This is a genomic window from Salegentibacter profundi (assembly GCF_054121475.1).
Map to the genome: position 1 here is coordinate 73038 of NZ_JBSYGG010000013.1, position 22011 is coordinate 95048.

Annotated in this window: 23 protein-coding genes; 1 reads left to right on the forward strand and 22 read right to left on the reverse strand. The window is 38.2% G+C overall.

Going from position 1 to position 22011, the window contains the following annotated elements; all coding sequences use genetic code 11:
• Positions 1-17: 17 nt before the first annotated feature.
• The 20 genes from ACW6NC_RS14155 to ACW6NC_RS14250 all read right to left on the reverse strand — a co-directional run bounded on the left by ACW6NC_RS14155 (position 18) and on the right by ACW6NC_RS14250 (position 18404).
• Positions 18-644, reverse strand: coding sequence for a DUF4403 family protein (locus ACW6NC_RS14155; RefSeq protein WP_457866978.1), 627 nt, complete (start codon positions 642-644; stop codon positions 18-20).
• 154 nt (positions 645-798) lie between these two features.
• A complete protein-coding gene (locus ACW6NC_RS14160; protein ID WP_457866980.1) occupies positions 799-1302 on the reverse strand; it encodes a hypothetical protein in 504 nt (167 codons plus the stop codon).
• An 813-nt stretch (positions 1303-2115) separates the two neighbouring features.
• The gene (locus ACW6NC_RS14165; RefSeq protein ID WP_457866982.1) at positions 2116-2871 is read right to left on the reverse strand and encodes a TSUP family transporter; all 756 of its coding nucleotides are present in this window, start codon (positions 2869-2871) and stop codon (positions 2116-2118) included.
• A gap of 1 nt (position 2872) precedes the next feature.
• A complete protein-coding gene (locus tag ACW6NC_RS14170; RefSeq protein ID WP_457866984.1) occupies positions 2873-4039 on the reverse strand; it encodes a molybdopterin molybdotransferase MoeA in 1167 nt (388 codons plus the stop codon).
• Positions 4039-5031, reverse strand: coding sequence for a GTP 3',8-cyclase MoaA (moaA, locus tag ACW6NC_RS14175; protein WP_457866986.1), 993 nt, complete (start codon positions 5029-5031; stop codon positions 4039-4041). The genes ACW6NC_RS14170 and moaA overlap by 1 nt, the downstream gene beginning before the upstream one ends.
• Positions 5024-5920 (reverse strand): bifunctional molybdenum cofactor biosynthesis protein MoaC/MoaB, encoded by an 897-nt coding sequence (gene moaCB, locus ACW6NC_RS14180; protein ID WP_457866988.1) that lies wholly within the window; start codon positions 5918-5920, stop codon positions 5024-5026. The genes moaA and moaCB overlap by 8 nt, the downstream gene beginning before the upstream one ends.
• Complete coding sequence (locus ACW6NC_RS14185) at positions 5921-6364, reverse strand: molybdenum cofactor biosynthesis protein MoaE (RefSeq protein WP_457866989.1); 444 nt, start codon at positions 6362-6364, stop codon at positions 5921-5923.
• Complete coding sequence (locus tag ACW6NC_RS14190) at positions 6357-7370, reverse strand: ThiF family adenylyltransferase (protein ID WP_457866990.1); 1014 nt, start codon at positions 7368-7370, stop codon at positions 6357-6359. The genes ACW6NC_RS14185 and ACW6NC_RS14190 overlap by 8 nt, the downstream gene beginning before the upstream one ends.
• Complete coding sequence (locus ACW6NC_RS14195) at positions 7367-7603, reverse strand: MoaD/ThiS family protein (protein ID WP_457866992.1); 237 nt, start codon at positions 7601-7603, stop codon at positions 7367-7369. The genes ACW6NC_RS14190 and ACW6NC_RS14195 overlap by 4 nt, the downstream gene beginning before the upstream one ends.
• On the reverse strand, positions 7600-8193 hold the full coding sequence (locus ACW6NC_RS14200; RefSeq protein WP_457866993.1) for a nucleotidyltransferase family protein: 594 nt from the start codon (positions 8191-8193) through the stop codon (positions 7600-7602). The genes ACW6NC_RS14195 and ACW6NC_RS14200 overlap by 4 nt, the downstream gene beginning before the upstream one ends.
• 5 nt (positions 8194-8198) lie before the next feature.
• Complete coding sequence (locus ACW6NC_RS14205; RefSeq protein ID WP_457866995.1) at positions 8199-9353, reverse strand: XdhC family protein; 1155 nt, start codon at positions 9351-9353, stop codon at positions 8199-8201.
• On the reverse strand, positions 9350-10504 hold the full coding sequence (locus ACW6NC_RS14210; protein WP_457866997.1) for a cysteine desulfurase family protein: 1155 nt from the start codon (positions 10502-10504) through the stop codon (positions 9350-9352). The genes ACW6NC_RS14205 and ACW6NC_RS14210 overlap by 4 nt, the downstream gene beginning before the upstream one ends.
• A 74-nt stretch (positions 10505-10578) precedes the next feature.
• Positions 10579-10917 carry a winged helix-turn-helix domain-containing protein gene (locus ACW6NC_RS14215; protein WP_457866998.1) on the reverse strand — a complete coding sequence of 113 codons (339 nt, stop codon included), beginning with the start codon at positions 10915-10917 and terminating at the stop codon, positions 10579-10581.
• A gap of 20 nt (positions 10918-10937) precedes the next feature.
• Positions 10938-13214 carry a molybdopterin cofactor-binding domain-containing protein gene (locus ACW6NC_RS14220; protein ID WP_457866999.1) on the reverse strand — a complete coding sequence of 759 codons (2277 nt, stop codon included), beginning with the start codon at positions 13212-13214 and terminating at the stop codon, positions 10938-10940.
• Positions 13215-13229: 15 nt separating this feature from the next.
• Positions 13230-13688, reverse strand: a complete 459-nt coding sequence (locus ACW6NC_RS14225; protein ID WP_457867000.1) for a (2Fe-2S)-binding protein — start codon at positions 13686-13688, stop codon at positions 13230-13232.
• Between the two features lie 468 nt (positions 13689-14156).
• On the reverse strand, positions 14157-15278 hold the full coding sequence (locus ACW6NC_RS14230) for a carboxymuconolactone decarboxylase family protein (protein ID WP_457867002.1): 1122 nt from the start codon (positions 15276-15278) through the stop codon (positions 14157-14159).
• Positions 15279-15318: 40 nt separating this feature from the next.
• Positions 15319-15927: a flavodoxin gene (locus ACW6NC_RS14235; RefSeq protein WP_457867004.1), complete on the reverse strand. Its 609-nt coding sequence runs from the start codon at positions 15925-15927 to the stop codon at positions 15319-15321.
• Positions 15928-15967: 40 nt separating this feature from the next.
• Positions 15968-16396, reverse strand: a complete 429-nt coding sequence (locus ACW6NC_RS14240; protein ID WP_457867006.1) for a putative quinol monooxygenase — start codon at positions 16394-16396, stop codon at positions 15968-15970.
• 10 nt (positions 16397-16406) lie between these two features.
• The gene (locus tag ACW6NC_RS14245; RefSeq protein WP_457867008.1) at positions 16407-17258 is read right to left on the reverse strand and encodes a DUF4440 domain-containing protein; all 852 of its coding nucleotides are present in this window, start codon (positions 17256-17258) and stop codon (positions 16407-16409) included.
• Positions 17259-17285: 27 nt separating this feature from the next.
• The gene (locus tag ACW6NC_RS14250; RefSeq protein WP_457867010.1) at positions 17286-18404 is read right to left on the reverse strand and encodes an alpha/beta hydrolase; all 1119 of its coding nucleotides are present in this window, start codon (positions 18402-18404) and stop codon (positions 17286-17288) included.
• A 192-nt stretch (positions 18405-18596) separates the two neighbouring features.
• On the opposite strand from ACW6NC_RS14250, the gene ACW6NC_RS14255 reads away from it, so the two are divergent.
• Positions 18597-19490 carry a helix-turn-helix domain-containing protein gene (locus tag ACW6NC_RS14255; RefSeq protein WP_457867011.1) on the forward strand — a complete coding sequence of 298 codons (894 nt, stop codon included), beginning with the start codon at positions 18597-18599 and terminating at the stop codon, positions 19488-19490.
• Between the two features lie 476 nt (positions 19491-19966).
• Here the strand turns inward: ACW6NC_RS14255 and ACW6NC_RS14260 are convergent, their stop codons facing one another.
• Together ACW6NC_RS14260 and ACW6NC_RS14265 are read right to left on the reverse strand one after the other, a co-directional pair.
• The gene (locus ACW6NC_RS14260) at positions 19967-21139 is read right to left on the reverse strand and encodes an alpha/beta hydrolase-fold protein (RefSeq protein ID WP_457867012.1); all 1173 of its coding nucleotides are present in this window, start codon (positions 21137-21139) and stop codon (positions 19967-19969) included.
• A gap of 87 nt (positions 21140-21226) precedes the next feature.
• Entirely contained in the window at positions 21227-21379 is a 153-nt protein-coding gene (locus ACW6NC_RS14265; protein ID WP_457867014.1) for a hypothetical protein, read from the reverse strand.
• Between the last annotated feature and the right edge of the window lie 632 nt (positions 21380-22011).

Sequence of the window (22011 nt, forward strand, 5' to 3'; positions counted from 1 at the left end):
CGGCCTGTTTCTTTAGCCTACACATAATCAGTAGGAATCTTAATCAGTTCTGCTATAGCAAAGCCCTCGACTTTTACAGAAATGAGAAAAAGACTTTCTCCTGGTATAATATCCACAATTTTAAAGTTTTCAAGATAGCCAGAAAGACTGATTTCTTCTGAGGGGTTTATATGTTCCTCCAGCTTCTTATTTATCTTTTTTAGCTGCTTTTCTATGTGTGGAGAAAAATCTAGCTTCATTTTTTCTTTAAGCTTTTCATAGATAAAAGTATTGATCACAGTCTGCAGTCCTTTATCCATCAGCCAATTATTACTTTTCCCTTCTAATTTATAATCCTTAACATATAGCTCCTGATCATCAGGATCAAATTCAGTTACCAGGTAAAGGAATAGCCGACCCTCTTTATTTTTGAAAAGTGAGGTAAGGGTTTTGAATTTAATATCAAGTATAAGATGAAAGCCTACTTTATCACTTTTCATCAGGCCAGCGTCCAGAATAGTTGCATAAGTAGAAAGCTCTCCGTCTTTTCCCTCTGTTTCAATATTTTTACCAACTATTTTATTCCTCAGGGCCTCGTCAAGGACCTTAAACCCGATTTTAATCGGCAATTGAATAGAAATTTTATCTTGTAATGAATTGCTCATAGAAGAATTTTTGCATATTTCTTCTCCAATTTAGGTGTTCTCATTCAGAAAAGCGACAATATTAAATCCCCTTTATACTTCTAAAAGTAAAAAATAGGATTTTGTTAACTTCTATCTTTTAAAAAGCTACTGATTAACCAATTTTTAGGTGAGGCTAAAATCCGATTTTCACTTTAAAATTTCCATCAGAAATTAGTTTTCTCGAAAGATCTATACCATTATGACCCTGAAAAGCGAATTTTCCGGTAAGGTAATTGCCATCATCTTCTAATATCTCAATCAGGTCATGAGAATTACCTTTAATATTAAACCATTCTCCCTGATCCTTTCTATACTTTATCCAACTACCTGGAAAGTTATTGTGCCCCAAAGAATAGGAGTGGTTCCCTAAATAATTTGAAAGTTTAAATTCTATACCTTCCCCGGAGGACGATTCAAACCTAAACAAAACATCAACACTCCCGGCGTGCGTAACAAATTTCTTGCAAGATATTGTTCCTTCAAAATCTGGAACAATTAAATCCACACCATCTATTTTGGCAGTCAAAAATTCCTCTTCATCAATAAATGGTAACGAATCATCATCGCTACTACAACCTATAAAGAGAAAAGTAATTACTACAAGAGGGGCTGCGAAACTTCGAAAAAAATTTTTCATAATAAAGAACTTTAGTGATAACAAATTCAAGCTCTTTAAAAGTAAAGTATTCAACACCAACAAGAAAAGGGTGAAATTCCCCTAAATTACTGAATTACAATTTTTTAACTATTGTTTGACTTTGTTTCCAGAAAAGATCAATTGATAATTCAGGCGCGAAAAGTATCCTATCCCCAAACGATATTTATACAATAAAGCTTAAAGGCAAGCTTCCTGTCTGAATTAAATTAATATTTGTAGAACATTAGAAAATGAAGTTTATTTATACAGCAATTAACAAGTTAATTTTCATAAATAATTTAAATATTGGATTTCTTACTCTATAACTATTGATCACTAGGATAATAAACAGTCTTTAAATCCAGGACAGAGGAAAGGTAATATTAACCAAGTGTGAATAATAAACAACAAGAAAAAGATTACCCCTATTACTAAAGCATGAATAATATAGTTTGATTCTCCTTTGGGCTTTATCATGGGCCACATCAAACCAAAAAGGCCGGTCACAAAGAACCAAAATGGTAATCCAGAAAAAAGTATTAAAAATTTTAAGTCGCTGTAATCAGGCATTATAAGATACACAAGATATCCCACGAAAAAGGATAAGATGATCAATAACCAATAGATTATCCTGGTCGTCTTGTTTAACACACTCATAACTTAATATATATATCTAATTTACATCCAATTATGATCGTAGAAAATGATAAATATCATTATGGAGAGTACTAAATCCTTTTCAAAAAAATTTAGAAAGTCACTGCTGTCTGTTAATTCCAGGAGGTGAGTTAGAATTAGCAAATTCCTAATCTTTTAAATATGAATATCAAATCCGTGGGATAAAACCAACCGCAGCCCTACATATAATACGAGCATCGCCGTAAGAAATCCCAGAAATTTCAGGTTAAATCTTTTATTAGAAAGATAAGAACCTAGGCTTCCACCAAGAACAACTGCAATAATCAATTTAACTATGAGGTTATAATTTACGTGAAATGTTCCGGCCATATTAAGCCCTATAAGTCCGGCTAAGGAGTTAACCAGAATAAAAACAGAAGCTAGCGATGCAATGATACGGGGATTTGCCCAGTTCAAAAGGTTTAATACTGGAGACAAAAAAATTCCTCCTCCTATCCCGGATATTCCTGAAAGTAGGCCTATACTCCCGCCAAGAAAAATTTTTTTAGGATTGGAAAATTCTTGAGTCTGTGTTTTGTTTTGCAGAAATTTTAAAATCATAAAAATACCGGCCATCACCAAGGCGCCTCCAAGGATAAGAAAAAACGTAGTTTGTGATAATTTAATTACTGCACCCAGGTAGGCCAATGGAATACTCAAAACAAAAAACGGCCATATTAATTTTAATTTCAGCACATCATTTTTGATAAAAACCAGTGTACCAATAGTCACAACAAAAATGTTGAGCACCAATGCAGTAGACCGTATTTCATAAAAATCGGCTAAAACCAGACTAAGGATTGCCAGGTAACTGGACCCGCCGCCAAATCCTACTGAACTATAAAATAATGCGATAAAAAAGAAAATAAATGGGAGATATTCTAAAAGCATATCAGGAAATTACGTAACAATCTACATCATCTCCCTTTTTAACCGAAGTAATGGCGTCTATAAACACCAAAGCATTTCCAAGTGCCATAGATTTTATCATAGACGAGCCCTGCCCGTCTAATACTTCAACCAATCCATTCCGAATATTTGCCTTTAAGAAGGATGGCCGGCTAGATTTGTTTTCAAAATCTTTGGCAATAGGAAGATTCAAACGATCTAACCCCTTTTTTACAGATCCGCTCAACTTATAAAGTAATGGCAATACATAAATATAAAAACAGCTTAATGAAGAAGCGGGATTGCCCGGTAGAGCAAATACAAATTTATTCTCTTTTCTTCCAAAGTAAAGAGGTTTACCCGGTTTCTGAAAGACTTTATAGAATTGTTCCTGCACCCCGTTCTCTTCCAGCGCCTGTTTTACAAAATCATAATCCCCCACCGATATGCCGCCGGAAAGAATCAAAATATCAGCAGTATCAAGGGAATCTTTTATGCCGCTTTTAATAGCTTTAAAATCATCCTGAATTTGTTTTTTTTCCTTACAGCTAAACCCAAAATCTTCACAGGCTGAGTGCAATGCATAACTGTTGGATTCATAAATTTGCCCTTCTTTTTTCTGTGTTCCGGGTTTAACCAGTTCGTTCCCGGTAGTAATCAAATCAATGCCTGGCTTTTTAAATACTTCAACCTTATCAAATCCCAAACTGCCTATCATTCCAATTCCTGCCGGGGTGATCGTGTATCCTTTTTGAAAAACAATATCACCCTTCTTCAGTTCCTCCCCTTTTTTTCTGATACTCTGCCCCTGTTTCGGAGGCTGTTCAAGAGAAAGTTTATGGCCGGAAACTTTTGTTTTCTCCTGCATCATCACTGCCGTGGTATTTTTGGGAATTTGTGCCCCGGTAAAAATTCGTACCGCTTCCCCTTCCTTTAAACTAATTTGGATTTCATCCCCAGCTGCTACTTCTCCTATAATTTTATATTCTCTTGAAATCCCACAGAGGGCATAACCATCCATAGCCGAATTGTCAAAGGCAGGTATATCAAAAGGGGCTGAGATTTCTTTAGAAAGTGAATACCCCAGGCATTCACTCAACGCTCTTATTTCAGTTTTAACTTGAACTTGTTGATCGCGAATAATTTTTAAAGCTTCTTCTATTTGTACCATTAGCCTCCTATTGAAATCATCGACCTGTTTTTCTCATAATGATCGGCATCCATTTTTACATCCATCCCATCCCGGGAATATTTCTTGGTTTTTATGGCGTTCATTATTATGTCATTCATTGGCTCCCCGTTTCGCATTGGTGTCAGCAAATCGGTATCAGAACTGGCAAAAAGGCAATTCATCATTTTTCCATCGGCGGTCACCCGAATCCTGTTACAATCTTCGCAGAAAGGACTGGTAATAGTACTTACAATAGCAAAACTTCCGGTATGGCCATCCACTTTAAAATTGGAAGAGGTACTATGTCGAGGATTCTTTAGTTCCTCAATAGTTCCAAACCGCTCGGAAATCGTATCGAGGATTTCCTGTTTTCCAACCCCTTTGCTCCAGTCCCATTTATTGCCTTTAAAAGGCATAAATTCAATAAACTTAACGGTTAGGTCCTTATGTTTAGTAAGGGCAATAAAATCATTGATCTCGTTGTCGTTTACCCCTTTGATTAAGACAATGTTGAGTTTAACATCCATATCCATCTCCAGGGCTTTTTCCAGGTTCCTCATAATGCGCTCAAAATAGTCGCGCTTGGTGATAAATACCGATTTGGCCTTATCCAGGGTATCCAGGCTTAAATTGATCTTTCGAAGCCCGATCTTTTGAAACAGCTCCAGGTATTTATCCAAAGTTATCCCATTGCTGGTGATTTTTAAAGTCACTCCGAGTTTTGCCAGTTCCTCAACGAGGTAGCCAAAATTCTTTCTTACCAAAGGTTCCCCGCCGGTAAGTCGAATGGTATCTACCCCAAGATCCCGAAATGTCCTGGATAACTCAATAATTTCTTCCAGGCTCATAATATTCGGTTTCTCGATAAGTTCAACCCCATCCTCAGGCATACAGTAGAAACACCTTAAATTACACCTATCGGTTAGTGAAATTCTCAGGTAAGAATGTGGTCTTCCAAAATTGTCTACTATTTGTTTTCTCGCTTCACTCATGTCTTTTTCCCTCAATTACTTTATACACGTGTAACACGTGCGGAAATATTGCATCTATGCTCTCTTTCACTCCCTTAGTTGACCCAGGTAGGGCCAGTACCAGTTTCCCATCTTTTATTCCTGCCACTGAACGGGACAACATCGCATACGGCATTCGCTGTTGCCCGTAATTTCTCATTTGTTCTTCTACACCTTTTAGCCTGATATCCAACAGCGCCGATATGGTTTGCGGGGTCACATCTCGCGGCCCTACTCCGGTACCTCCTGTTAATATCACCAGGTCTGAATTTGCTTTAAGTAAAGCCGATGTAATCTGCTGGGCTTCATCAGGAATAATGAAGATTTCAGAAGTTATTCCAATTTCTTTCATTTTTGTTACAATAGCTTTTCCGGCTTTATCCTCTCCTTTTCCGGCTGAAATAGTATCGGAACAAACCACCACTGTAGCCGTGAGTCCTTCTGAATTCACTTGAAATGAAGATTTTCCGCCTTTTTTCTGCTGAAGTTTAATAGTTCCAATTTCCACATTTTTATCAATTGGTTTCAGCATATCGTAGATCGTAAGGGCTACGATACTTGCCCCGTGCATAGCTTCCACTTCCACCCCGGTTTTGTAGATCGTTTTTACTGTCACTGAAATTTGAATCTCCAGACCGTTAATTTGATAATCAATCCCGGTATATTCGATGGGTAGGGGATGACAATCGGGTAGTAATTCGGGAGTCTTTTTCACCCCCAGTAACCCTGCGGCTTTAGCCATTTCAAAAACATTGCCCTTGGGCACGGAATTTTCCTGAAGCCTCTTTATCGTTTCTTCACTGGAAGTTTTAACCACAGCAATTGCAGTAGCTTCCCTAAGCGTTGTTATTTTATGGGTAATATCAACCATTTATGTATTCACTTTCCATTGATGAGTTTGATCTTCGAAAATCTCTTTTCCGAAAATTGGCACTTTTGCCTTTATTTCTTCGACAAAATAGTTGCAGGCCTCTATAGCAATTTTTCTATGCGCTGAGGAAGTAAATACAAACAGGCATAATTCGCCGGTTTTCACTTGGCCAAGGCTATGGTAAATATGGGCGCAGGTAATATTGAACTTTGAAAATGCCTCCTCTCTTATTTCGTGAAATACCTGCTCGGCCATTTCCTGGTAAGCCGAATAATCTATCGCTCTCACAGTTTTACCATCAATTTCATCGGCACGAACCTGTCCCAGGAAAATGCTGTGCGCCCCGATATTGGTCTTTGACTGATGGTTTGCGATCGATTTGGCGATCTTTTCCGGCGGAATTGCGCCCTGCATAAATACTTTTTTTGGTTTTTTCTTATCCATCAATTATAGTTTTTATACCTCCTTCAACATTATTTAAATTTTCAAAGCCGTATTCAGCTTTAAGCAAATCCACAAGCTTTTTACTGCGCTTACCCGCCTGGCAAAAAACCAGCACCTCTTCTTCCCTGGGAATTTCCCAAATACGTTCATCAAGCTTGCTCAGTGGGATTTGAATTACATTTTCTGCAGCTACTTTTGGTTGTTCAAAAACCTCACGAATATCAAGGAAGGTTTTTGATTTATCCTTAAGTTCACATTCTATTTTCACGGGGATAATCCCGTTGTTTCTGATCTTTTCGATCTCCTCCGGTCGTTGCTGAATATTCATTACCTCCCCGGTTCCTGAAAGGATATTTATAAGTTTTAGTTTTCCGGAAAGCACATTACCGGTTTCAAGAATGATTTTAAGGGTTTCGGTGGCCTGCAACATTCCCAATATTCCCGGCGTAACCCCCAAAACACCGGTTGCCTCACAGCTCACATTTAGCCTGGTGGTTTTAGGAAAAAGACAGCGGTAGGAAGGCCCATTTTTATAATTAAAAACCGAAAGCTGACCCTCATTTTTATAAATTGAAGCATAAACCCAGGGTTTTTCCGCTAAAATACAGGCATCGTTGATTAGGTATTTCGTTTCAAAATTATCGGTCCCGTCTAAAATAAGATCATATTGCTGAAAAAGACCTTCGACATTATCCATAGTCAAGGCTTCCTGGTAATTTTCAATTTCAACTTCGGAATTCAGTTTTTTAAGTTTTTCCCTGGCTACAGCGACTTTGGATCTCCCTACATCACCTTCATCAAACAGTACCTGCCTATGAAGGTTGGAAAGCGAAACCCGGTCGTGATCAATAAGACCGATTCGCCCAACTCCTGCACCTACGAGATATTGAGCCGCGGGACAACCAAGTCCGCCAACTCCAACGATCAAAACGCTGAAATTCGTCAGTTTTTTCTGTCCTGAAAGACCTACTTCATCTAACTTTATTTGTCTATCGTATCTCATCATCCTCCTGCAAAGGGCGGTAAAAATGCCACCTCATCCCCTTCATTTAGTTCAATTTCCATATTCAAATCCTGGTTTACGGCTAACTGTACCGATTCCGGATCAGCAATCTGGTAAGTGTTGATTTGTCGGGCTTTCAACTCCCCGGCAGAAATTCCTTCATTCACTTCCAGGATTTCTTCCTTTTTACCCGCGATTTCGGCAAGCATTCCAAAATATTTTATTGTGATTTTCATTCCATCCGTTTTAATAGTTCCACATCTTCAGCAGTATCCACGTCAAAATTTCCTCCTTCAAACTTTAAGGTTTCAAAGCTTATTTTTTCTTCCAGTATTAGTTTTTTAGCTCCCTGGTCTTTTTTTAGCGCCATTAAATCCGAAAAAGTTTCCTGTGAAAACATAGCAGGCACTCCGACCTCCCCGGCATATTCTGAAAATGCCGCAGGCTTTTTACTATCTAAATGCATCCGAATTAATTCCTGAATTTTTTCTTTGGTAACAAATGGCTGATCTGAAAGTAATATTAAAATATGTTCCAGATCACTATTAGCGTTTAGGGCAGCGGCAACCCCTTTGCTTATGCTCGTACCCATCCCAAGTTCCCATTCTTCATTAATGATAATTGCAAAGTTCCCGATGTCCAGTCCCTTTTTAATTTTCTCTGAATTTGAACCCAACATTAAAATCCTGCAATCGAATTCAAGTAATTCCGCTACATCCATACTATGCTGTAGCAAAGGTTTACCTTTAAACTCCACCAGTTGTTTTGGGAAACCAAGTCTTCGGGAAGCCCCTGCTGCCAAAACAACAACGCCTATTTTTGCCATTCCCATCATATCGGAACCTTTGTAAAATGATTAAGCTTTTTGTCATGAATGGGTGCCTCTTTCTCTCGTAGCGGCTTAGCACTTTTACCTGTTAAAACCATTTGAATTTCAGCCAGGATAGAAAGGCCTATTTCTGCAGGGGTTTCTGCACCTATTTCCAATCCTACCGGTGCATATATTTTATTGAGATATTCATCTTCCAAATCAAAATTTTCTTCTTCTAAATCCTTGAGCATTCGCTGATATTTCTTTAATGGGCCCAGGATTCCAACGTAGGGGATAACCCTTTCTTTAAAAAGTAACTTTAAAACCGCCAAATCATAATTGTAGTTATGGCTCATCAGTACAAAGCAGCTGCGATGGTCTATTTCAATATTTTCTAATGTCTCTTCCGGTTTGGCAACGATCACCTGGCAGGATGAAGTAAAACGGTCTTTATTTGCGTGGGTTGGCCTTCCATCGGTCACTATTACATCCCAACCCAGTAAATCTGCTTGTTGAGCAAGAGTTTGAGCATCATTCCCGGCGCCAATAATTATCAGTTTCAACGGTGGCTGATAATTCTGAATAAAAATATGGGTAAATTCTTCTCCTATTGGATATTCAGCAAAATGGGGATGATTATAATTTAGCGTAAGTCTGGCTTGTTCTTCTATATAATTAAATAATCTCTTTTCTGGTTTTTGTCCAAAAGCTTTTAAATCTTCGGTAATTACCAATTTTGTTCCAATCTGCTCTTTTTGTTTGTTCAGGTTAAATTGCACCACAATTGCCAAAGGACTATTTTGTCTGGCCACTTTTTTTAAAAGTTCACACGGGTTTAAATCATCAGAATAATCAATGGGTTCAAATAGCACCTGGATAATCCCGTTGCACCCCAGTTGTGCACCGATAATGGCATCGTCTTCATCGCTGGTATCATAGGTTACCAGTTTATTTTTTTGTCTATACTGGGCGTGCAGCGCTTTGCGCAAGGCGTCCCCCTCCAGGCAGCCGCCACTGATTGCCCCCGTGATATTTCCATATTCATCAACTAGCATCCGTGCACCAGCTTTCCTGTACGAGGAACCTTGTACATGAACCACGGTAGCCAGAACACATTCCACAGCCTTCTCTCTGAGCAAATCATATTTTGAAATTATGACATCCAGTTCTCTCATACAGACGTAGTTTTAAAACTATTTACCGCTTTTCCGATCTCATTGATAGCAAATTCAATATCCTGATCGCTTGTTTCCCTTCCCAGGCTAATCCTTATTGAGGATAAAGCCAGTTCATCGCTTAAGCCCATGGCCCTTAAAACATGAGAAGGCTTGATAAGATTGGAAGTACATGCTGAACCACGTGAAACGGCTAAATGCTTTAATTTTCTTAACAATATATTTCCGGTGATATTTTTAAAAGAAATATTGGTGGTATTGGGAAGCCGCTTAGAATGCTTACAATTAATAATAGCTCCATCTATTTTTTCCAGAGCTTCTTCTAGTTTATTCTTTAATTTCATCATTCTTTTTGATTCCACAACCATTTTCGAAATAGCTATTTCAGCAGCTTTTCCAAAGCCTACAATTCCGGGAACATTTAAAGTTCCAGGCCGCAATCCTTTTTCCTGGCCGCCCCCGAAAACATATGGATCAATTGCTACTTTATTCCTTTTATTTACATACAACGCCCCGATACCTTTGGGCCCATAAATCTTATGGGATGAGAAAATGGCCATATCTAAATTCAATTCTTCCAAATTCACCGGAATCTTACCTACCGCCTGGGTTATGTCGCTCATTAATTTTACCCCTTTTGAATGCACAATCTTTTCAATTTCAGCCATAGGATGGAGGAGTCCGGTTTCATTATTTGCCAGCATCAGAGAAACCAATATTGTTTCAGGCGATATAGCATCTTCCAAATCTTCCAAATCAATATTCCCATCTGAATCCACCTTGAGATAAGTCACCTCTAAACCCTTTCTCTCTAAAGCTAGTATAGGATCCAGTATCGCTTTATGTTCGGTTTCACAGGTAATAATATGCTTACCTTTTACCTTATTCTTCTCACAAAATCCGAAAAGGGCAAGATTGGCAGCTTCGGTAGCCCCTGAAGTAAATGTTAGTGCTGTCGATCTGCAGTTTAACAATCCGCTTATTTGCTCCCTGGCATGTTCAACGGCTTCTTGGCTATCCCATCCAAAGACATGGTCACTTCTGGCATTACCGAATTTTTCAGTAAAATACGGCAGCATTTTATCAACTACTCCCTGAGCTACCGGAGTGCTTGCGTTGTAATCCAGGTATATGGTCTTATCTTGTGACATCAACGATATGTATTGCTGTATATATCGGTTTTTAAACCGAAGGGAATATCCCTGAAATCCCCTATTACCGATTTTTATTTTAAAATTTTTAGCAAGTCATTTTCCTCCTCCAGAAGCTCATTTAACTTCTGTTCCAATTCCTCGTATTCCCGTATAACTCTTAAAGCAAAGGGGGTAATTTCCGCCCCACCACCGTGCGATCCACCTTTTTTTAAAATTACCCAGGGTTCCGGAGAATGCCTATTTAATCTCTGTATTAAATCCCAGGCCTTTTTGTAGGACATATTCATTTGCGCGGCTGCTTTGGAAAGGGATCCTTCTTTTTGAATCCTTTTTACCAATTCATTTGGTCCCGGACCATAGAATTTTTCACCTTCATTCTCTACCCAATATTTGAGCTTAATATTTTTCATAGGGAGCCAACTGCAACCAATTAAGTTTTTAACTCCCTGCTAACCGCACTAATTTCCGGCAGAAACGGTTGCTTGTAAATTCTTTTTCCGGTAGCTTTATAGAGAGCATTGGCCAAGGCTCCCTGCACCGGTGGAAAAGGCGGCTCCCCGAGTCCAGTTGGATCTATACCATTTTCTACAAAATGTACATCGATCTTTTTTGGAGCTTCTTGATGTCGAATTAGGCGGTAGGAATCAAAATTATTTTGTAGAACTCTGCCCTCTTTAAATGACAACTCACTGTATAAAGCATGTCCAACCCCATCGATGGTCCCACCTTCCACCATATTTTTGGCGGCATCCGGATTTACCACAATACCACAGTCTACGGCGCAGGTTACTTTATCGATGATCGGCTCGTTATCTTTTAGATCCATTTCTAAAATCTGGGCAACATAGGAATTATGGCAATAATAGGCAGCTACACCTTTACTTGAAGTAGAATTATTATTATTCCATCCGGCTTTATCCCTGACAAGTTCCAGAACCCCGGCATATCGCGCCGGATCGTAATCATTCTCTTCACCCACCGGATTGTTCGCTGCGCGCTTTAGCATATCTAAACGAAACTGGATCGGATCTTTTCCAACTTCCTCAGCAAGTTCATCTAAAAAAGATTGTTCTGCCCCGGCAATAAAATTAGAACGCGGTGCCCTGAAAGCTCCTGTTGAGATACTCGAATCTATCATCCAACTCTCGGCCAAATAATTATCAATTGCTCCTGCCGGAAAACGATTCGCAAAAAGTGGACTTTCGGTAATCCCCCCGGCATTTACATGAAACGCGGTAATATTATTGTTCGCATCAAGTGCAGCACGGTAGGTAACCCTGTAAGCGGGACGATAAACTCCATTAGCCATGTCGTCTTCCCGGGTATATACTAATTTTATCGGCTTCTTCATTTTTTGTGAAATTACCGCAGCTTCCACAAGAAAGTTACCATAAAGTCGGCGGCCGAATCCCCCACCCATGCGGGTCATTTGAACATCTATCTTATCGAGATCGAATCCTAATCGTTTATTTACACTTTTCTCAGCAAACTCAGGGGTTTGGATTGGCCCCAACAGTTCTGCCTTTTCATCGGTGACATTGGCATAAAAGTTCATCGGTTCCATACAATTGTGCGCGAGGAATGGGCAGGAATACGAACGCTCAATAACACGGGCAGCATTCTTAAAAGCCGATTCGGGATCACCATCTTTTCTAACTACTTCAGATTTCGCAGGTCCGGCGTCGTTCATCAGGGCTGTATGCATATCGGAATTCTCCAGGCCACCTGTTTCCTCCATTCCAGGAGATTTTTCCAGAATTTGCATCTGATGTGTTAAATCAGGTTTTAAATCCCATTCCACATTTAAAGCTTTTTTAGCCTGCATTACCTGCCAGGTTGATTCCCCCACGACTACTACCAATTTGGAAAAAGCAGCCACATCACTCCATTCCCGCTCCATATCTTCAGGATATGTATCTATGGTAAAAATATCTTTTATTCCGGGCATTTCTTTTGCTTTAGTTGCATCCATAGATTTAAACTCCATCCCGAAGGCCGGCGGTTGAACTATCATTGCAATAAGCATATCATCTTCATAGCTATCCAACCCGTATAAGGGTTTTCCCGTTACTATTTTTTTAGCATCTACATTTTTTCGGGAAGTACCGATAATCTTAAAATCACTATTATCTTTCAGTTCAATTTCTTTAGGTACTTCAATCTTTGTAGCCGCTTTGGCAATTTCTCCATAACCTATAGACCTATCGCTAGCTTTATGACTAATGATTCCTTTATCAACAGAAAGTTCAGAAACGGGGACTTCCCACTTTTTTGCCGCTGCACTCAACAACATTTGTTTGGCGGTGGCCCCTGCCATTCTTAGCGGCTCCCATCCCTGACGAATAGATTGGCTACCTCCGGCAAGTTGACGTGTAAAAACATCAAGGTTAAGCGGTGCCTGTTCTACAATCACATTGCTCCAGTCAACATCCAGTTCTTCTGCAACAAGCATTGGCATTGCTGTTTTTACATTTTGTCCTATCTCGGGGTTAGGAGAATAAATAGTGACAATACCATTATCTCCTATCTTCAAATAACCATTGAGTTCAAACCACTCATCGGGCATTTGCATAGCAACTTCCTCACCGTTTTCTTCAGCCGCTCGCTTACAGGCCAGCCAGTTAAAACCGATCAATAATCCTCCTCCGACAAGTGATACATTCTTGATGAATGACCTTCTGCCCATTCCTGTTTTTACTTTCTTCATTTTTTCAGGTTTTAATTATACGGTTTGGGAAGCTGATTTGATAGCGGCTTTAATTCGATTATAAGTTCCGCAGCGGCAAATATTCCCATTCATTACCTCTTCAATTTCTACATCACTGGGACTGGGGTTATTTTTTAAAAGTGCCGTAGCTGCCATAATCTGCCCAGCCTGGCAATATCCGCATTGCGGGACATCGTGCTCCAACCAGGCTTTTTGAACAGGGTGATCGCCGTTTTCGGAGAGGCCTTCTATGGTTGTTATTTCATTATCTTCTACTGCTGAAATCGGAACCTGGCAGGAGCGTACAGCAGTACCGTTAAAGTGGACGGTACATGCACCACACTGTGCAATCCCACAGCCATATTTTGTGCCAACCAATTTAAAACTATCGCGCAGCACCCAAAGTAATGGAGTTTCTGGATCTACATCTACCGAATGCTTCTTACCGTTAATTTTTACATCGAACTGTGCCATAATTATCTATATTTAGTTGAAGGGCTATTAAAGTATAAAAAATAATCTTTTTAGCTTGTTAAAATTAACAAATAGAAAACTATTTCCGTTAATCTCTTATCTTTTTAAAGGTTATGAATATTACAAAGTTGGTTAATTACTGGATGACACAATTAACCCGAATTACTGATATACTTACCATTTTTACAGTTTTAAATGCTAAAAGCGATTATTTTCAGTTACAACTTATTAAATTTCTCAAATTAAATAACTTAACATCTTATCAAGTAAAATATTAATAATAAAAATGAATATTCCATATAATTCTTGCTATAACCAGGTTTAGAAAGCCGGAATACTTTTTCCTGCAAACAGAATAATTTTTAAAAAGTTATTTCAAGACGAAAAACTTCAATGAACAAAGATTGGTTCCTAAAATCAACCTCGTTGGCCTATGATGGATTTTTAATTCTTTTTTTCTTGCCCATTTTATTCCTTATACTGGGAATCTGAAACCTCATCACCCCATTGTGTAGGACCATCTACCCTACTGGTAATGGCTATTTGCACAAATTCGTCATTCGGACCAGCGCCGTGCCAGTGAGGTGTATCCGCCGGGCATTTAGCTACATCTCCTTTTTTCATTATTACTTTTGAACTCCCCTTTTCCTGATAATATCCTTCTCCCGAAAGGGCAAGTATTATCTGTCCATTGGGATGCTGGTGCCAAAAGGTTCTGGCTCCGGGTTCAAAGGTTACGACACCTACAGAATTCTTATTTACCTCATCGGCTGTTACTAAAAAATTAACCCAAGCATTCCCGGTAAATACAGGATTTTCTATTTTTTCACCTCGTGGATATATTTTTTCATTGTCATCAGTTGTGGGTGTCGTTTCCGCAGGTTTCCCGGAAATTAATGCTGCTACAACTTCTCTACTTTCAAGACCTGTTTCTTCATCAATTTCGTTTTCTATCATATCCACAATCTGGAGTATCTGCGGTTTAGTCACTCCGTGCCTCATACTAATTTTAATATGACCTGTAGCCATAGGTGCGGCACCTCCCATACTTAAAAGGGCAGCCACGGTAGCAATTTCCCGCTCTTTATAACTCAATACCCCTCGCTTAAAAATATCTGCAAAGAGGTGTTCCTTTAAAAAGACTTCAATGATGGGAACTGTCTTAGCATAACCAGCCTTTGGGCGGTCTTCTACTCCAGTTAGTTCGGCCAAAACTTCCTTTCCTATTTCATATTTATTGCCTTCTTTTAAATCTATAGGCTCTTTCCCTACTTCGTCTTTAATTCCCTTTTCCTTTCTATCGTCCAAAACCTCGGTTAACGTATTGATGGCCCTAAGACTTCTGGGAAAACCGGTATAGGCATACAGATGAACAAGTTCCTCTTTTATTTTATTAATGCTAAGTCCATTTTCCAAACCTTCGTTCAAGGCATCTGCTAAAGTTTCAAGATCTCCTGTAGCTGTAGCCGCAGAAATTCTGGCAATACTATATTCAGTAGGACTTAACTTTTCATTTTCCGACTGTGCTGAAATAGTGAAAGGCACTACTATCAACAAACAAAAAAGTATACTTCTAAAATTATAGTTCATCTTTTTAAATTTTAAGATTCAATAGTTATCAGGACGGTTTTTATAGTAGTCCAATTTTTTGCAGCCAGGTATCAAGGTGATCTGAGACTTCTTCTTCCCGTTCTCCCTTAATGGCTAAGAATACTCCTCTTTTTTCATAGCCTCCCTCTACCGAAAAACCTTCAAGAATATCACTTTGAGGACATAGCTCTCGCAATTGCTCAAAACCCTGGCCTACTCCGAATCCGGCATTGGTGTTAAATGGGATTATGGTTTTTCCACTCATATCATTTTCAGTTAAAAAGGATTTCATTGGTGGTGGCATTTGCATATCCCAGGTAGGAAAGCCTATAAAGATCGTATCATAACTTTCAAGATCTTCTATTTTTGTTTTTAATGGAGGTAGGTATCCTTCTTCATTCTCACGATCTACCTGATCCACGATTTTTTGATAATCTTTGGGGTAGGGATTTTCTTTTTCAAGGGCTACCAGTTCTCCACCAACCTTATTCTGAATTAGCTCGGCCACCACTTTGGTGTTTTGGGTTCGAGACAGGTATACAATAAGTGGTTTCTCTGAACCTACAGATATTTTCTTCTGAGAATTAGCACAATTCATTTCCACTGCAAAAATTAGGAATGATAATATGACAACTAAACTCTTGTTCATTAACTACAATATTTAATTGAGATTAAAATTTGAATTAATCTTAATCTTTAATTTTATTAAAAATTAGAGGCATTGTTTCTTTATCTAAAGCTTTCATATCAATTAATTCGAGGGTATCAATCATACTTTTCGTTTTTTCTTTATAAGATTTAAAATGGGGTGTTTCTAAATGTGATTGATAAGCCTTTTTATTAGCGTAGATTTCCAGTAACCTTATCTCATTAGGATTTTCTTTTTGATACATTGGATAAATACATATTACTCCCGGTTCCAATTTAATTGAAGCTTCTGCCTCTTCGTTAAGAATAGCAATGTATTCAGCCCTATGGTTAGCATATACTTTAATTTTAGCAATCCTTATAATCATTTCATCGGCCTCAACATCCTGGTCCTCATTTTTTTCCTGGCCATAAGAACTAATACAGAATATTGCTAAAAATAATATCAACACTACTTTAGGGAGTTTCATCCCTGCTTTTTTAATCTTCATTAGGACTAGAAAGTTGTTTTACAAAAGAAAGGTTTGCTAATTTCCAATCTTTACCTTCTTTCACATACACTTCGGTGGCTATAAAAGGATTAGTTACTTCATTTCCACCTACCACTGCCAATAAGGTAATTCGGCTGGATACAATAGCTGTATTGCCAATAATATCAGCAGAAACTTCATGAATATCTGCTTTCTTATAATGAATCCCCCCGCTACGGATAATTGAGACCTCGCGGTCTTTCCCCCAGCTTCCACCCATATGGACGAATTGGGATTTCTCGTGAAATAAGTCTTCAAGTTTATCGGCATTCTTATCGGCCATCCATTCCCATTTCTTTTTAGAAAGTTCTATCAGATCTTGCTCTGTATCTTTATTGGACAATTCCGGAGCTTTAATAGCATTATAGGTTTCAGCGGTAATGGTATCTGTCCATTTGGTAGGTGCATTTCCACTTATTGCGATATAAGTAACCGGGGTTGCAGGTGTGGCAGCGTGCCAGTGTTCCACATCAGGTTCACATTTTATCACCTCTCCTTTTTTTACTACCTGAACTTCCTTTCCTTTTTCCTGGTAATAGCCAACTCCGTTTGTGATATATAATTGTTGACCCTTTGGATGAAGATGCCAATTCAATTTTGAACCGGCTGCCATTGTTGCCTGTACTACATTAAAATCGAAGTTTTCATCGGCATCAGCCAAGTGATTTAGCCAAACATCTCCGGTATGATAAACGTTCGGTGCTTTTTCCCCTTTCGGAAAAATTTCATTTTGAGCCATCAAGGAGTACGATGAAAGCAGCCCGATTACGGCAATTAAACAGAATTTTTTTATGAGTCTCATAATGTATTATTTAAGATTAATATGTTTTTAGTCCAAAGCTTTTTCCTGTAGCCACTCGAACAAGTGTTCAGCAACTTCTTGATTGTTTAAATCTGACATTGGGAAATGCGTATTACCTTTCATTCCGATTTCGGGTAGTGGTACCAGCGTAACATCTCCCCCATGTTTATTCACGATAGAAGACCATTTTCTGGCCATAGTAAGCGCTGCCCGCCATTGTTCCTTTCCCGGGTTCTGTGTTTCTTCTTCAGGGATATAATCTCCATAATAGATGATAATTGGAATTTCAGTAAGCTTTTCGAAATCAGACATAGGAACTGCCCGTGCACTGAGTTGACCGCCTAAATAAGGTATTGCTTCCGGTACTTCTCCCTCCGGAAATACGAAATTACTACCAGGCTCATAAGATGCTATAGCTTTTATATTGTCATTTTCCAGGGCTGTGAGCCAGCCTTGCCCGCCACTGTGGGAATGGGTCACCAACACTCCAGGACCGATTCTATTGAATAAAGCCGAAACCGCATCTATATTTAATTCTATATCCAATGGCCCGGTATCGGGGGTCATTTGTCGGAAGAACTGATCTAAAGCTTCAGGATCTTTTGAGAATTGTACATCTTCATAGAATTCTGTACCCGTTCCCAATCTGAAGATACCGAACCACAATTGATCATCGGTACCTGCCGAAATGGTGGTAGGTTCAGTACTTCTTCCAGATAATCCTCTTCGGGGCTGGTCGATTAGATAAACCGGGAAACGTTTTCTAAGGAAAATACTTTGAAATCCCTCCCTGCCATCGGGCGTAGTTTGCCAGGTCCTCATCGATTGCCCGAACCCGTGCCAAAATACCAGTGGTAATTCGCGAGCGTTTACAGGTTTTTGATAAAAAACCGTAGCGTGATCACCGTGCAGGGTTTGTCCAGCTGTACTTTGATTACCGGGGTTAAATGCTCCGTGATCTATGGGATCAAAGATTCCAGGACTCTTTTTTACCGTACCTCCAGCGGCAAAACTTCCCTGTTCTGCAATAACTAATTCCCCATTGGGTTTTACCCCACAGGAAAAAATTAAAAAGCTTAGCATTAATAAAATTCCCTTAAAAGCAAAAGAAAATGTCTTAGGTTTAATATGAGTTATTAATGTCATATTTCTTTATTTTTGAATTGAACATATAAACATGAAATAATATTCATTTCTATACAAAGATCGATTAATAAACAGCCATACTTTGTATACAGAATACTGATATCATTACCATTTTTACTGATGTGCCCCATTCTTCTAATTTACCAATAATCTGATTGGTATATTTGTTATGAAATTATAGGAACTATAAAAATGAAGGATTTAGTTAAAGTAGATACCATATCTCAATACAATGACCTTAAGGAGATACCTACCAGGCATCCCTTAATAACGGTTTTTGACAGTTCAACGGCCCAACCATTGCCCAGCGGTAATTTCAGTTTCGGTTTTTATGCCATATTCTTAAAAGGTGTAAACTGTGGTCAGCTCCAGTACGGGAGAAATAATTATGATTATGAAGAAGGAACTTTAGTTTTTATGGGGCCCGGGCAGGTAGTGGGCATAAAAAGCCAAAAGGATTACAATCCAAAAGGCTTTGCTCTACTTTTTCACACAGAGTTCATCAAAGGCACCTCGCTTGCAGCAAACATCCACAGGTATAACTTTTTTTCCTACGAGCTTAATGAAGCCTTGCACGTATCAGAAAAAGAACAGCAAATAATAAAAGAACTGTTTTTAAAAATTGATTATGAACTGGATCAAAATATTGATAAGCACAGTAAAACCATTGTAGCAAACAACATTGAGTTACTACTGAACTACTGTGAACGTTTCTACGACAGGCAGTTTATTACCAGGGAAAATTTAAATAAAGGTATTCTTTCCAATTTTGAAAAATTGTTAAATGAGTACTTCCATTCTGAAAATCCTAAGAAATTAGGATTGCCCTCTGTAGCTTATTTTGCTGATGAATTAAATCTTTCTTCAAACTATTTTGGGGATTTAATTAAAAAGGAAACCGGTAAATCGGCAATGGATCATATCCACCTTAAGCTAATAGATATCGCAAAAGAAAAGATATTCGAAGCAGATAAATCGATAAGCCAGATCGCTTATGAGTTGGGGTTTAAATACCCACAACATTTCAATCGGATGTTTAAAAAGGGAACTGGCATAACACCCAGTGAATATCGTACAATGAATTAATGGTTTAATTCTAAATTAAAAATACAAAATGCTAAAAATAATTTCCGCCTTTTGGATTTATCACTACTCTTTTTGATTTTAGGGAATAAATTAATGCTTAAGCTGACTGTACGGTCCTTTATAGTTTTTTCAGGACGGTACAGTCTTTTTTAATAAAACTTTCCTTCCTTGAATCTCTCGAAGTTAATTTTTGGTGCTGATGGATATTTTTCTTTAATAAATTTATCCGTTGGAAAGTTTTTTTTGCCTTTCAGCCAAATATTGTTGTAATCAGACTTTAATTAATTCTTTCTCTAAGTGAAGTTATTTCTTTGATAAGAGCTTCCTTTGATTTTTCCTGATTAACAACCTTGCACTATTCCCTCCTAGGTTATATTCTTTTTTACTATCATTTTTATCCGATAAAGGAGGAAGAACTGAACTGAATACCTCCTGCCTTTAGATCCGACTAATGGACCACAAGATTCCAATCGTATTTATTCGTCCTTGCTTAATTCATTTATTTTTATTCTTGCGTGTTCATTACTCGGGTTTAGTTCAAGAGATTTTTTATAGTTTGCGATGGCTTTTTGAGTATCACCGAATGTTTCATAAGCTTCTCCCAGGCTATCATAGGAATTAAATGATTTAGGGTGATTTTCTACATTCAAGATGAAGAATTCTAAGGCATTGGACTTGTCTTTATCATTTTCACTTTGTAGCATCCTATAACCTAATTGGTTTACAAGATATTCTGGAGGTCGTAAATCCCATGAAAGTCGTTCAGAAAGTGCTTGAAAGTGTTGAGTTAGTTGCTCCTTATCTTCCACATCACGATGGGAAATTCCATAGCCGTCAAAAATTGCAGAGATTCCATTATGGAAAGCAATGATTGGAACTGAATTATGGTCTTCATTTTCGAAGTAATCTAATTTTGCTGGTAATTCACCTTTGCATTTACTATTCAATGCCTCATACAATCGTACATGGCGATCACGATTTCTGATATTCCTTTTGCCCCAATTGGCAGTGGCTATGTAAATAAATCTTTCAAATGATTGTTCAGTCAAAGAATCTAATTTTTTATCCATGGTATCTGAATCCCATGTTCCAAAACTTGGGTCCACCGCAATAAATGAATTGAAAAGAGTCTTGTCTTTCATATAGGCATGAGTAGCCAGCAAACCTCCCAAAGAATGCCCAAAAAGAATTCGATAAGGTTCTGTTCTATATTTTTGATCCAACTCAGGTAAAAGTTCATCTTCTAAAAAGCTAAGAAAACTATCTCCACCGCCTGTATTATTCTCTCTAACTGTAATGATTTTGTCTGGTGTGTAGTCTCTTCTTCGATCAACATTTTGAATAGCCACCACAATCATCTCCGGAATTTCCCAGCTTCTATATATATCGGCACTCATGTAGTTAACCATTCCTGCAATGGGTTTAAAGTGCAAATTTCCATCAAGCACAATAAGTACTGGATATCTCTTATAGGATGACTCTTTATCATTGTATGAATCCGGGAGGCTAATCCAATATTTTCTGTCTTCATTCAAAATATTAGACCTAAGTGAATGTTTCGTCCCGATTACAATTTGTTCAATATCTTGTGATTTTGCTTGAATAACCCCTATTAGGAAAAGTAGTACTGTAATGATATTTTTATTCATTCTGTTTTTATATGATTGGTAAGGGTCGAGGATATACCGACTTTAGTTGCTATTTTTTATTTTCTTTTTTCCTATCATTCAAAGGTTCTATTCGTCCTTCTCTGGTGTATTTTTTTCGATTGATTGTCCAATTGATGCGCCGATTGCCACATCTATTGTTGGTCCAACTCCGATAAAGCTAAGATTATCTGTAATTATGCTGAGTGGTATCTTAATTCCTGTAAATATCGCAATTTCCAATCGAGTCCAATTTTTGATAAAATAGCCTTTGAAAAATTTCTCTTAATTTGTTTCCATATTATTTGTCATTTATAATGTACACATTCCTATTGATATGTGTAGAAATTCCTTGATGTTGACTCCTCAAATGGATTGATTAAATAGATAGTTAATTACAATATTAGAGTTTTTTCTAAAACTTTCTCCCTTGAGTTCTTTTCAATGTGAGGTTTCTACCAACCACTCTAAAATAGCATCAGTTAGGGCAGCCTCACCTTTGATATCATACCAGCTTCCCACCGATAGAGGAAAATTCGATTTTTTGGAGAGGTTGAAAAATCTAACTAAGAAAAATAAAACTATTCGCAATATTGGGAATTAAAATCAATATAGTATGATTAGCCGAGGGTTCTCACCTCTAAGGTGGTTGGGTTGCAAATTACCCTCACTAAAATACCCTTGAAATATACCACATTGCGCGGACAGGAAAGCAGTATTTTTATTCTCTAACAATGTAGTGCACAATCCGGTGAAAACGGACACCCATTCCGCTGGAAAGCGGACAGTGATTCCGGGATAAAGCGGACACCCATTCCGGGGCAAAACGGACAGTGATTCCGTTTCAAAGCGGACAGCTATTCCGGAGCAAAGCG

What these genes read in the sequence shown, in the direction of transcription:
- ACW6NC_RS14155 (WP_457866978.1), bottom strand. Translation starts at nt 644, where the DNA reads ATGAGCAATTCATTACAAGATAAAATTTCTATTCAATTGCCGATTAAA.
- ACW6NC_RS14160 (WP_457866980.1), bottom strand. Translation starts at nt 1,302, where the DNA reads ATGAAAAATTTTTTTCGAAGTTTCGCAGCCCCTCTTGTAGTAATTACT.
- ACW6NC_RS14165 (WP_457866982.1), bottom strand. Translation starts at nt 2,871, where the DNA reads ATGCTTTTAGAATATCTCCCATTTATTTTCTTTTTTATCGCATTATTT.
- ACW6NC_RS14170 (WP_457866984.1), bottom strand. Translation starts at nt 4,039, where the DNA reads ATGGTACAAATAGAAGAAGCTTTAAAAATTATTCGCGATCAACAAGTT.
- moaA (WP_457866986.1), bottom strand. Translation starts at nt 5,031, where the DNA reads ATGAGTGAAGCGAGAAAACAAATAGTAGACAATTTTGGAAGACCACAT.
- moaCB (WP_457866988.1), bottom strand. Translation starts at nt 5,920, where the DNA reads ATGGTTGATATTACCCATAAAATAACAACGCTTAGGGAAGCTACTGCA.
- ACW6NC_RS14185 (WP_457866989.1), bottom strand. Translation starts at nt 6,364, where the DNA reads ATGGATAAGAAAAAACCAAAAAAAGTATTTATGCAGGGCGCAATTCCG.
- ACW6NC_RS14190 (WP_457866990.1), bottom strand. Translation starts at nt 7,370, where the DNA reads ATGATGAGATACGATAGACAAATAAAGTTAGATGAAGTAGGTCTTTCA.
- ACW6NC_RS14195 (WP_457866992.1), bottom strand. Translation starts at nt 7,603, where the DNA reads ATGAAAATCACAATAAAATATTTTGGAATGCTTGCCGAAATCGCGGGT.
- ACW6NC_RS14200 (WP_457866993.1), bottom strand. Translation starts at nt 8,193, where the DNA reads ATGGCAAAAATAGGCGTTGTTGTTTTGGCAGCAGGGGCTTCCCGAAGA.
- ACW6NC_RS14205 (WP_457866995.1), bottom strand. Translation starts at nt 9,353, where the DNA reads ATGAGAGAACTGGATGTCATAATTTCAAAATATGATTTGCTCAGAGAG.
- ACW6NC_RS14210 (WP_457866997.1), bottom strand. Translation starts at nt 10,504, where the DNA reads ATGTCACAAGATAAGACCATATACCTGGATTACAACGCAAGCACTCCG.
- ACW6NC_RS14215 (WP_457866998.1), bottom strand. Translation starts at nt 10,917, where the DNA reads ATGAAAAATATTAAGCTCAAATATTGGGTAGAGAATGAAGGTGAAAAA.
- ACW6NC_RS14220 (WP_457866999.1), bottom strand. Translation starts at nt 13,214, where the DNA reads ATGAAGAAAGTAAAAACAGGAATGGGCAGAAGGTCATTCATCAAGAAT.
- ACW6NC_RS14225 (WP_457867000.1), bottom strand. Translation starts at nt 13,688, where the DNA reads ATGGCACAGTTCGATGTAAAAATTAACGGTAAGAAGCATTCGGTAGAT.
- ACW6NC_RS14230 (WP_457867002.1), bottom strand. Translation starts at nt 15,278, where the DNA reads ATGAACTATAATTTTAGAAGTATACTTTTTTGTTTGTTGATAGTAGTG.
- ACW6NC_RS14235 (WP_457867004.1), bottom strand. Translation starts at nt 15,927, where the DNA reads ATGAACAAGAGTTTAGTTGTCATATTATCATTCCTAATTTTTGCAGTG.
- ACW6NC_RS14240 (WP_457867006.1), bottom strand. Translation starts at nt 16,396, where the DNA reads ATGAAACTCCCTAAAGTAGTGTTGATATTATTTTTAGCAATATTCTGT.
- ACW6NC_RS14245 (WP_457867008.1), bottom strand. Translation starts at nt 17,258, where the DNA reads ATGAGACTCATAAAAAAATTCTGTTTAATTGCCGTAATCGGGCTGCTT.
- ACW6NC_RS14250 (WP_457867010.1), bottom strand. Translation starts at nt 18,404, where the DNA reads ATGACATTAATAACTCATATTAAACCTAAGACATTTTCTTTTGCTTTT.
- ACW6NC_RS14255 (WP_457867011.1), top strand. Translation starts at nt 18,597, where the DNA reads ATGAAGGATTTAGTTAAAGTAGATACCATATCTCAATACAATGACCTT.
- ACW6NC_RS14260 (WP_457867012.1), bottom strand. Translation starts at nt 21,139, where the DNA reads ATGAATAAAAATATCATTACAGTACTACTTTTCCTAATAGGGGTTATT.